This window comes from Cryobacterium sp. 10I5, assembly GCF_035019865.1.
In the GTDB taxonomy this organism is placed as follows: Bacteria; Actinomycetota; Actinomycetes; order Actinomycetales; family Microbacteriaceae; genus Cryobacterium; species Cryobacterium breve_A.
In genome coordinates this window covers 1-9,387 of sequence record NZ_JASJVI010000112.1, presented here as the reverse complement: position 1 = coordinate 9,387, position 9,387 = coordinate 1, and the positions used below count along the sequence as shown (strand labels likewise).

7 protein-coding genes are annotated in these 9,387 nt (G+C 67.7%); 1 reads left to right on the top strand and 6 read right to left on the bottom strand.

Annotated features, from left to right (window positions below):
• Positions 1-66: 66 nt before the first annotated feature.
• The 5 genes from QN350_RS17795 to QN350_RS17775 all read right to left on the bottom strand — a co-directional run bounded on the left by QN350_RS17795 (position 67) and on the right by QN350_RS17775 (position 5,479).
• On the bottom strand, positions 67-1,047 hold the full coding sequence (locus QN350_RS17795) for a zinc-dependent alcohol dehydrogenase (RefSeq protein ID WP_323516996.1): 981 nt from the start codon (positions 1,045-1,047) through the stop codon (positions 67-69).
• Between the two features lie 88 nt (positions 1,048-1,135).
• A complete protein-coding gene (locus QN350_RS17790; RefSeq protein WP_281533408.1) occupies positions 1,136-2,194 on the bottom strand; it encodes a 2,3-butanediol dehydrogenase in 1,059 nt (352 codons plus the stop codon).
• A complete protein-coding gene (locus QN350_RS17785) occupies positions 2,191-3,252 on the bottom strand; it encodes a zinc-dependent alcohol dehydrogenase (RefSeq protein WP_323516994.1) in 1,062 nt (353 codons plus the stop codon). Before QN350_RS17785 ends, QN350_RS17790 begins: the two co-directional genes overlap by 4 nt.
• Before the next feature lie 8 nt (positions 3,253-3,260).
• A complete protein-coding gene (locus QN350_RS17780) occupies positions 3,261-4,643 on the bottom strand; it encodes a M24 family metallopeptidase (protein WP_281533410.1) in 1,383 nt (460 codons plus the stop codon).
• A gap of 56 nt (positions 4,644-4,699) precedes the next feature.
• Entirely contained in the window at positions 4,700-5,479 is a 780-nt protein-coding gene (locus tag QN350_RS17775) for a glucose 1-dehydrogenase (protein WP_322138340.1), read from the bottom strand.
• Between the two features lie 193 nt (positions 5,480-5,672).
• Between QN350_RS17775 and QN350_RS17770 the strand changes: the two genes are divergently transcribed.
• On the top strand, positions 5,673-6,662 hold the full coding sequence (locus QN350_RS17770; RefSeq protein WP_323516998.1) for an NAD(P)-dependent oxidoreductase: 990 nt from the start codon (positions 5,673-5,675) through the stop codon (positions 6,660-6,662).
• Between the two features lie 77 nt (positions 6,663-6,739).
• Here the strand turns inward: QN350_RS17770 and QN350_RS17765 are convergent, their stop codons facing one another.
• A complete protein-coding gene (locus tag QN350_RS17765; RefSeq protein ID WP_323516991.1) occupies positions 6,740-9,286 on the bottom strand; it encodes an ATP-binding cassette domain-containing protein in 2,547 nt (848 codons plus the stop codon).
• Between the last annotated feature and the right edge of the window lie 101 nt (positions 9,287-9,387).

The following is a 9,387-nucleotide window of genomic DNA, read 5'->3' as shown; positions in this document are numbered from 1 at the left end:
GTGGGCTCGGAGATGTGTATAAGAGACAGGCGCTCGTCCGGGACATCCGTCGTTCCGGCGCCGTTGTCAGGCGGGCAGCACGGCGTCGAATTCGATGTGCGCCTTGATCGTGGTCGCCGGGTGGTGTGCGGCCTCCAGTGCGCCCAGGGCGTCGTCGACCCCGAACCGCTGCGTGACGAGCGGGCTCAGGTCGATTCCGGTGTGGGCCAGAAAGCGCAGGGTCTCAGGCCACACTCCGGGCGAGCCGACTGAACCGGTGATCTTGAGCTCCTTGGACTGGATGAGTCCGAGCTTCGCCGGCGCCTCGCGCCCGACATCGATGCCGATGTAGGCGACCCGGCCCCGGAAGGCGGCGAGCTCGAGTGCCTGGGCCATCACGGCCGGCCGGCCGCTGGCCTCGACGACGACATCCGCTCCACGCCCCTCCGTCTGCTCGTTCAGGAACTCGACGATGTCGTCGGGGTGCACGGCGTGGCGGGCACCGAGTCGCAGCGCGGCGTCGCGCCGTTCTGGCGAGGGCTCCACGACGATCGTCACGGCGCCGAGAGCGGCGGCGGCCGCGGTGACGGCGAGTCCGATCGGTCCGGCTCCGAGTACGACGAGGGTGTCGCTCGCGTTCACGTTGCCGACCCGCATCAGCGCGTAGTAGGCGACGCTGAACGGCTCGACGAGCGCGCCGTTCGTGTACGACACGCTCGCGGGCAGCTTGTGCAACCATTCTGGCCTGGCCACGAAGAACTCGGCGGCCGCACCGCTGATCGAGAACCCGAAATGGTCCTCTCCGATCACGCACTCGCCGACGACTCGATCACCGGCGGCGAAGTCGCGCACCCGGCTTCCCACCGCGACGACCTCGCCGGACCATTCGTGGCCGGGAATGATCGGGTACTCGAACGGGATGATGTACCGCCCCTCGAGCAGATCGATGTCGGAGTGGCAGACCCCGACGGACCGCGCGGCGACGAGCACATCGTCGGCTCCGATTGCGGGGATGGGCAGCTCGTCGATGCGCGGAACATCCTGTTCCGCGAAGCGCAGCGCTTTCATAATGGGGTTTCCAATCGTAGAAGGTACGCCGAGGAGAGAGGCGAAGAGCGGGAGCCGGAGGCGGTGCGTTGGTCAGTCCGAATCGACGTCAGCGGGCGTTGACGAGGACCTTGACCTGGTCGCCGGTCGGCGACAGCAGCGTCTCGAAGCCCTTCTCGACGACATCCGCCATGCTGATCTGGGCGCTCACGACCTTCTCGACCGGGTACCGGCCGCGGGCGATCAGGTCGATGATGCGCGGCCAGTCCGTGACCGGATAGCACCAGGTGCCTGAGAGGGTGATGTCGTGCTCGGAGAGCACCATGGGGTCGATGGCCGCCAGCCTGGTGTGGAGGCCGGTCTGCGAGATGCGCCCGGCCGAGCGCACCGAGGCGATCGCCGTCTGGAGGGCCCGCTCGTTTCCCGAGCACTCGATCACCGCGTCGACCCCGATTCCTTCGGTCTGGTCCTTGATCCAGGCGACGACGTCGATCTTGGACGGATCGATCACTTCGCCGACGTCCAGGCTCCTTGCGAGCGCGACACGGGTCGGGTTGACCTCGGAGATGAACACGCGGGCACCGAGCGCCGAGGCGTAGAGCGAGGCGAGCGCGCCGATCGGACCGGCGCCGGTGATGAGCACGGTGTCCCCCGGCCGCACCTGCGCGGTGTCGACTCCGTATGCGGCCACGGCTCCCGGCTCGACGAGGGCGCCCTGGAGGTCGGAGACGGAATCGGGCAGCACGCTCACGTGACTGGCCGGGACGACCGCGAGCTCCGAGATCCCCCCGGAGGCGAAGCTCAGGCCGACGCAGGCCATCGACTGGCACAGGTGGTTCAGGCCGCGGCGACAGTAGTAGCAGCTGCCGCAGTACAGCAGCGGCATCACGGACACCCGCTGGCCGACGCGCACCGACCGCACGCCCGAACCCACCTCGAGCACTTCCGCCGAGAACTCGTGCCCGAGAATCTGCGGGGCCGTTGCCCCGGTGAGCGGATGCGGGTGCGAGGGAATGACGATCGGCCCCATGGCGTACTCGTGGAGGTCGGTGCCGCAGATGCCGCACCAGTACGGCCGCAGCAACACGTCCAGGCTGCCGAGCGGCGGCGGCCCGTCCACGTCTTCGATGCGGATGTCGTGCGCGCCGTGGAAAACTGCTGCCTTCATGCTGCTGCCCCTTGTAGTGGATCGAAGAGAACCTTGCCCTCGAGCCGGCCTGTCGCGAGCCGCTCGAGCTGTTCGGCGAGATCGTCAAGAGGTCGGACGGAGTCGAGAAGTTCCGTGCCCAGGTTCGTCGTCGCCAGAATACCCAGCGCCGGGGCGAGGTCGGTGCCGCAGACGTGCGCGAGGGTCGTCTGAACGGTGATCTCGCGCATGACGAGCGAATGGATGTCCACGGACTGCTCTGTCGACGGCAGACCGACCTGGAGGATGGTTCCGCCCTTGCGCACCATCGAGAGGGCGGTGTTCAGTTGTCCGGGCGCGCCGCTGGCCTCGATCACGACGTCGGCGCCGAACGGCCCGATGGCCTCGGCGACGCGGGCGGCGGCATCCGCACCCGCCTCGACGACCCGGGTCGCGCCGAGGCGACCGGCTCGCTCGAGGCGCGCGCCGGGAAAGTCGATCACGGTCACGTCGGCGGACACAAGCGAGTTCAGCCCGGCGAGCACGAAGGAGCCGATCGCCCCAGCCCCGATCAGGACCACGCGGTCGCCGTCACGCACCCCGGACCGTCGGGCGGCGTGCAGGCCGACCGCGAGCGGCTGGGCCAGGCCCGCGAGGTCGACGGGGAGCCCCTCGGGAACGAGGACGAGGGTGCTCTCGGGGCAGGAGACGAACTCGGCCATGCCGCCGTCGGTATTGAGCCCGAGCGTGTAGTACCGGTCGCAGAGGTTCGTGCGACCTTCCGCGCAGCGGGCGCAGACGCCGCAGGAGACGCCGGCACCGCTCGCGACGATGTCTCCGACAGAGAAGCGGCTCGACTCGTCGACCGCGAGGACCTTCCCGACGAATTCGTGGCCGGGAATCATCGGTCCGGCCTGGCCGGTGACGGGGTGACGGTGCTGCACCGGGAAGGTCAGCGGGCCCGCCTTCCACTCGGTGGCGTCTGTTCCGCACATGCCGCTGCGCAGCACCTCGAGCAGGGCTTCGCCCGGAGCCCTGACGGGTACGGGCACCTCCTCGAGGCGAACGTCGTGATCGGCGTGGTAGACGGCGGCGCGCATTCCTCGCCCTACTCGGCTTCGCCGCGACCGGCGGCGGTGTTGAGGTGCGACTGGGAGTCGCGCACGAGGGACAACGGTCCGCCGACGCTGTAGTAGCGCTGACCGGCGACGAGCAGGTCCTCTGCCGGGAACTTGGTGATTACCTGGCACCCGGTGGCGGTGACGACGACCTCTTCCTCGATGCGGGCGGCCCCGATGCCATCGGCGGACGGCCAGTAGGTCTCGAGGGCGAAGACCATGCCCTCCACGAGCACCTCGGGGTGGTCGAGGGACACGAGCCGGGAGAAGATCGGCTTCTCCCAGATCGACAGGCCGACGCCGTGGCCGTACTGCAGAGCGAAGGCGGCCTCTTCGTCGGGGAAGCCGAATTCCTGGGCGGTCGGCCAGACCTTGACGATGTCGGCGGTGGTGGCCCCGGGGCGCACGAGCGCGATCGCCCTGTCCATGTACTGGCGGGCGATCTTGTAGGCGTCGTGCTGCGCCCGGCTCGCAGACCCGACCGCGAAGGTGCGGTAGTAACAGGTGCGGTAGCCCTGGTAGCTGTGCAGGATGTCGAAGAAGGCGGGGTCGCCCGGCCGGATCAGCCGGTCGGAGAAGACGTGCGGGTGCGGGGAGCAACGCTCGCCCGAGATGGCGTTCACTCCCTCGACGTACTCGGACCCGAGGTCGTAGAGCACCTTCGAGACGAGCCCGACGGCCTCGTTCTCGCGCACGCCCGGCCGCAGGAATTCGTAGAGGGACTCGTACGCGGCATCCACCATCGACGCGGCCTGTGTGAGCAGCGCGATCTCGTCACCGGTCTTGACCGCACGGGCGTTGAGGAACACCTGCTGGCCGTCGACCACCCGGATCCCCTCGTTCTGCAGGGCCATCAGGATGGGCAGTTCGATCACGTCCACGCCGAGCGGCTCGTTCTGCAGGCCGAATTTCTCCAGCTCACGCTTGATCTTCTTGGCGACGCCCTCTGCGATCCCCGCGTCGGGGTGGAAGGCTCCACGGAGGGTCGAGATTCCGGCCCGGGCGCCGTTCTCGGCCCGCGGCCGGACCGCGCCGTGGTGCGGGGCGTGCGGGTCGGCATCCGCTTCGGCGGTCGTGGTCTGCAGCCACGGGTTGTAGAGCTGGTGGTGCTTGGCCGCTGAACCGAAGTCCCAGACGATCGGGTCGCTGTGCCGGGTGAGCAGGGAGAAGCGGATGAGCTTGTCCATCGCCCAGGTGCCGATGTGGGTGGACGACATGTAGCGGATGTTGGCGAAATCGAAGGCGAGAACGGCCCCGAGATCCGAGCTGGTCAGCTCGCGCCGGAGCTTGGCGAGCCTGTCCGTGCGGAGGCGATCGAACTGGATGCGCTCCTCCCAGTCGACGGCGTTGGTTCCGAAGGTAGCTGTAGTCACGGTCGTGTCATTCCTTTGCTGGGTGTCGTGCTGAGAGTCGGGGGACGGGCTGGGGTTCAGACGAGGATCATGCCGCCCTCGATGGGAATGACCTGGCCCGTGATGTAGTCGGAATCGCTCGCGGCGAGGAAAACCGCGGTGGGCACGATGTCTTCGGGCACGGCGGGGCGACCCAACAGGATGTCGCCGGCCATCGAGTCGAAGCCGGAGTCGCCTGCGCCCATCTCCGTCAGTTCGGCGTCGAGCTTCGTCCAGAGCGGAGTGGCGACGACGCCCGGTGCGAACGCGTTGACCGTGATGCCCTCGGGGGCCAGGGCTCGTGCCGCAGCCTGGGTGAGGGAGATCACGGCTGCCTTGGCCGCACTGTACGGTGCGAAATTGGGGAAGCCGGTCCTGCCCGCGATCGAAGCGGTGTTGATCACCTTGCCGGTGCCGCCCTGGGCGATGTACTGCTTCGCGGCCTCCTGCGTGCCGATCAGTACGCCGAGTGCGTTGACCTTCATCACGAGCTCGAAATTCCGCTCGGTGATGTCGAGGAACCTCATCGGCGAGTTCATGCCGGCGTTGTTGAAGTAGACGTCGAGGCGGCCGAAGCGGGAGACGGTCGCCTCGATGGCGGACCGCACCGCTTCGCGGTCCGTGACGTCCGCCTGTACCGCCGCCGCAGCACCGCCGCGCGCCACGATGTCGTCCGCGACGAGCTGGCCTGCCGCGAGGTCGAGGTCGGCGATCATCACGTTGGCGCCTTCGGCGGCGACGCCCCTCGCGATGGCGGCTCCGATTCCGGATGCGCCCCCCGTGACGACGACGGTCTTCTCGGCAAGTCGATTGCCCACGTGTTCTGCTCCTTTGCAGTACGAAGTCTGGTGTCCGGCCGGAGCCGGGGTCTCGCAGCAATACTATTTTGTACAGTCTCACTGCACAAGGTGTTGCTTGACATTCAACTCAGCGGCGTGGAGCTTGTCAAGCAAAGGGTGGCGTCGCGGCGGAAATCACGTTGAGCGGACCAGGAACTGGCGATAGTGTTCACTGAAACTGTACATTGGGGGCGGGGGCCTCGGTCCGGCGCGCAGGAGCGTCTGCCGGAATCCGGCATTCGGGATCCGGGAAACCTCAAGACGATCTGGAAGGCGTGAGAGCATGTCGGACATCAGCTTCATCGGACTCGGCGAAATGGGCTCGGCCATGGCCGGCCACCTCCTCGAGACCGGCCATTCTGTGCGGGTCTGGAACCGATCATCCGGAGCGGTGGACGCCCTCGTCGCAGCCGGCGCCACCCGGTCGACCTCCATCACCGACGCTCTCGGCGTCGGAACCGTGATCTCGATGCTCGCCAATGACGCGGCCGCCGAGGCAGTCTTCAGCGCGGAGGCCCTCGCGGACGCGCCGGCCGGCACCCTGCACATCAACTGCGCCACCCTCAGCGTCGAGGCCACGGACCGGCTGACCGACCTGCACTCCCTCGCCGGAATGGACTACGTGGCGGCTCCGGTGCTCGGCCGGTCCAACATCGCGGCGGCCGGGAAACTCAATGTGGTCGCGGCGGGCACGAAAAGCGCCACGGCCCGGGCGCAGCCCTGGCTCGACGCGATCGGCAAGCGCACCTGGGTCGTCGGCGAGCGCCCGAGCACGGCGAGCCTGGTCAAGATCGGCGTGAACTACACCCTCATCCACGCGCTCCAGGCCCTCGCCGAATCGGTGACTTTGGTCGAACACGGCGGAGTCGACGCCATGACCTTCGTCGAGATCCTGACGGATGCCGCATTCACGGGCAGCGTGTACACGGGCTATGGGAGCCTGATCGCCCGCAAGGAATACAGCCCGCCCGGTTTCACCGTGGGGCTCGGCCTCAAGGACCTGTCCCTCGCGGAGAGGGCTGCGGCGGGAAGCGGCGTCGTGCTCCCGACGGCGCCCGTTCTGCGCGACATGTTCGAGCGAACGCTCGCCGATCCCGACCTCGCACCTCTGGATTGGTCGGCCATCGCCGAGATCACCCGGGGGCTCAGCACCTCGGACTGAACCGCCTCGGGCACGAAGAACCGCCGGGCACGTATCGTGCCCGGCGGTTCTTCGTGCGGTAGCAGGATCACGACGGGCTACCGGAGCGCGAAGGACGTCTTCCTGCGCTTGTTGTTGCGTCGTGCGAGCGAGTAGACGATCGCCGCCACCAGGATGAGCAGCCCCTGGAACAGGTACTGCCACATCTGGGACAGCCCGAGGAACGACGTCGCATTGAGCACCTGCACGAGCAGGATGGAGCCGAGGAGCGTGCCGATGAACGTGCCCCGCCCGCCGAGCAGGCTCGTTCCCCCGAGCACGACCGCGGTGATGCTCGTCAGCGTGTAGCCGACGCCCTGGGCGGGGTCGCCGACCCCGATCTGCGCCATCAGCATCACAGCACCCACGAACGCGAACAGTGAAGTGGCCACATAGGCGAGGACGACGGTCCGGTTGATGTTGATGCCGTTCCTGCGCGCCGATTCCTCGTTGGACCCGGTCGCGCGCAGCCGCCAGCCCCAGCGCCGCTTCTTCAGGAGGAACTCGGTCACGAGCGTGGCCGCGACGAGCACGATGAAGGCGACGGGAACCGGTCCGAGCTGCCACCCGATGATTCCGGTGATCGTCGAGTTGATGTACCCGTCCGGGGAGCTCCTGAGCAGGAAGCTGAATCCCTGCAACGCGATGTACACGGTCAGGGTGGCGGCGATGGGGGTGAACCGGGCGAACCTGATCAACGATCCGTTGACCACCCCGATGACGGCCGCCACGACGATCATGAGCACGAAGCCGAGGACGATCATCATCACCGACTTGTCGTCGTTGATGAAGAACGAACCGATCACCACGAGGAATCCGGCAAGGGGCCCCACGGACAGGTCGATGCCTCCGATCAGCAGCGAAATGGTCTGACCCAGGGCGATGAAACCGAGCGCCGTGACGAGGGTGAGCACCGAGTAGATGTTGAAGTCGGAGAGGTAGCGGGCGTTCTGGCTGAACAGAAACGACCCGAGCAGGGCGATGACACCGACCAGGAGCACCGCGGGGGCGTAGTCGCCCTGCAGGAAACGACGGAGTCCGGAGCGCTTGGAGGCCGATTCATCGGCGACGACGGACACCGATCGGGTCGTCGAACGGACGGCGGCGTGGATCATGCGTTCTTCGCTGATCGCAGCGCCCTGGAGAACTTCGAGGGCGTGCCCCCTCGACATCACGATGACCTGGTCGCAGAGACCCTCGAGCTCCTTCGCGTCCGAGGAGGCCACGACGACGGGGATGCCGGAGGCTGAGACCTCCCGCAGGATCCGGTAGATCTCGGCCCGGGCACCCACGTCGACGCCCTGAGTCGGCTCATCGGCCACGACCAGCAGCGGCTCGGAGAGCAGCGCCCGCGCCAGGACCACCTTCTGCTGGTTGCCGCCGGACAGGGAGGAGACGACGGAATCCATCGACGCTGCCTTCACCGCGAGCGAACCGAGCGTCTCGGCCACGGTGCCCAGTTCACGCTTGCGACTGAGCAGCGGTCCCCGCTTGAACTTCGCCAGTGCCGAGACGGCGGCGTTCTCGCGCACCGAAAGGGACATCAGGAGGCCCTCGCGGTGGCGATCGGCGGGCATGTATGCCGCCTCCTGGAGGAGTTGCCGGGAGTTCAGGGTCTTGCCGGCGATGGCCACCGTTCCGGTGAAGTAGTCGAGACCGGCGAGCGCGCGCATCAGTTCGCTCTGGCCGTTTCCGACGACCCCGGCGATGCCGATGATCTCGCCCGGACGGGCGCTGATCGAGATGTTCGCGAATCCAGAGCCGCTCAACCCGTTGATCGAGAAGTTCGTCTCGTCGTCCGGCGAGCCGATGTGCTTGGGCGGGAACGTCGATTCGAGCTTGCGTCCCACGATCATCGCGAGCAGTTCGTCGTCGGTGATGTCGGCGACCCGGGCGCTGCCGCGGACGCGGCCATCCCTCAGTACGGTCACCTTGTCGGCGAGCTCACGGACTTCGGCCAGGCGGTGGGTGATGTAGACGACGGCCGTCCCGTTCGACACGGACCTGCGCACACGTTCGAACAGGAGGTCGACGGATGCCTGGCCGAGGGGCGCGGTCGGTTCGTCGAGGATGAGGAGTTTCGGCTTGAGGGCAAGAGCCTTGGCGATCTCGAGCAGGTGCTTCTGGGCAACCGACAGGAGTTCCACGCGATCCTGAAGGTGCACGCTCAGGCCGGCGTCTGCGAGCAGCGCCGTGGCGGTGGCTTCGAGCGACGTGCCGGACGCGAGGACCGCGGCGGGCAGGGCGACCTGCAGATTCTCCAGGACGGTCATGTCCGGAAGCACGGCGGGATGCTGGTGGACGATCGCGATTCCGAGCTGCACGGCGATGGCCGGCGTCAGCACGCCGATCGGGGTGCCTTCGAAGGTGATGCTGCCCCCATCGGGCTGCGCCGTGCCCGAGGCCACGTTCATCAACGTCGACTTGCCCGCGCCGTTCTCACCGAGGATGGCGTGGACTTCGCCGGGCAGGATCTCGACGGAAACGTTCGAGAGGGCCGCGACGCCGGAGTAGAGCTTCGAGATGTCGGACATCACGAGGGTTGCGGGGGCGGCGGGCTCGACCTTGTCCGGCGTTGTCACGTCGACGGTGTCGTGGTTGTTCACAGTTGTGACCTTTTCCTGTCTGTGCAATGTGGGGAACGAACCAACCGTCGGGGGGGGGGGGGGGGCGCCGGGGGGGGGGGGGGGGCGCGGGGGGGGGGGGG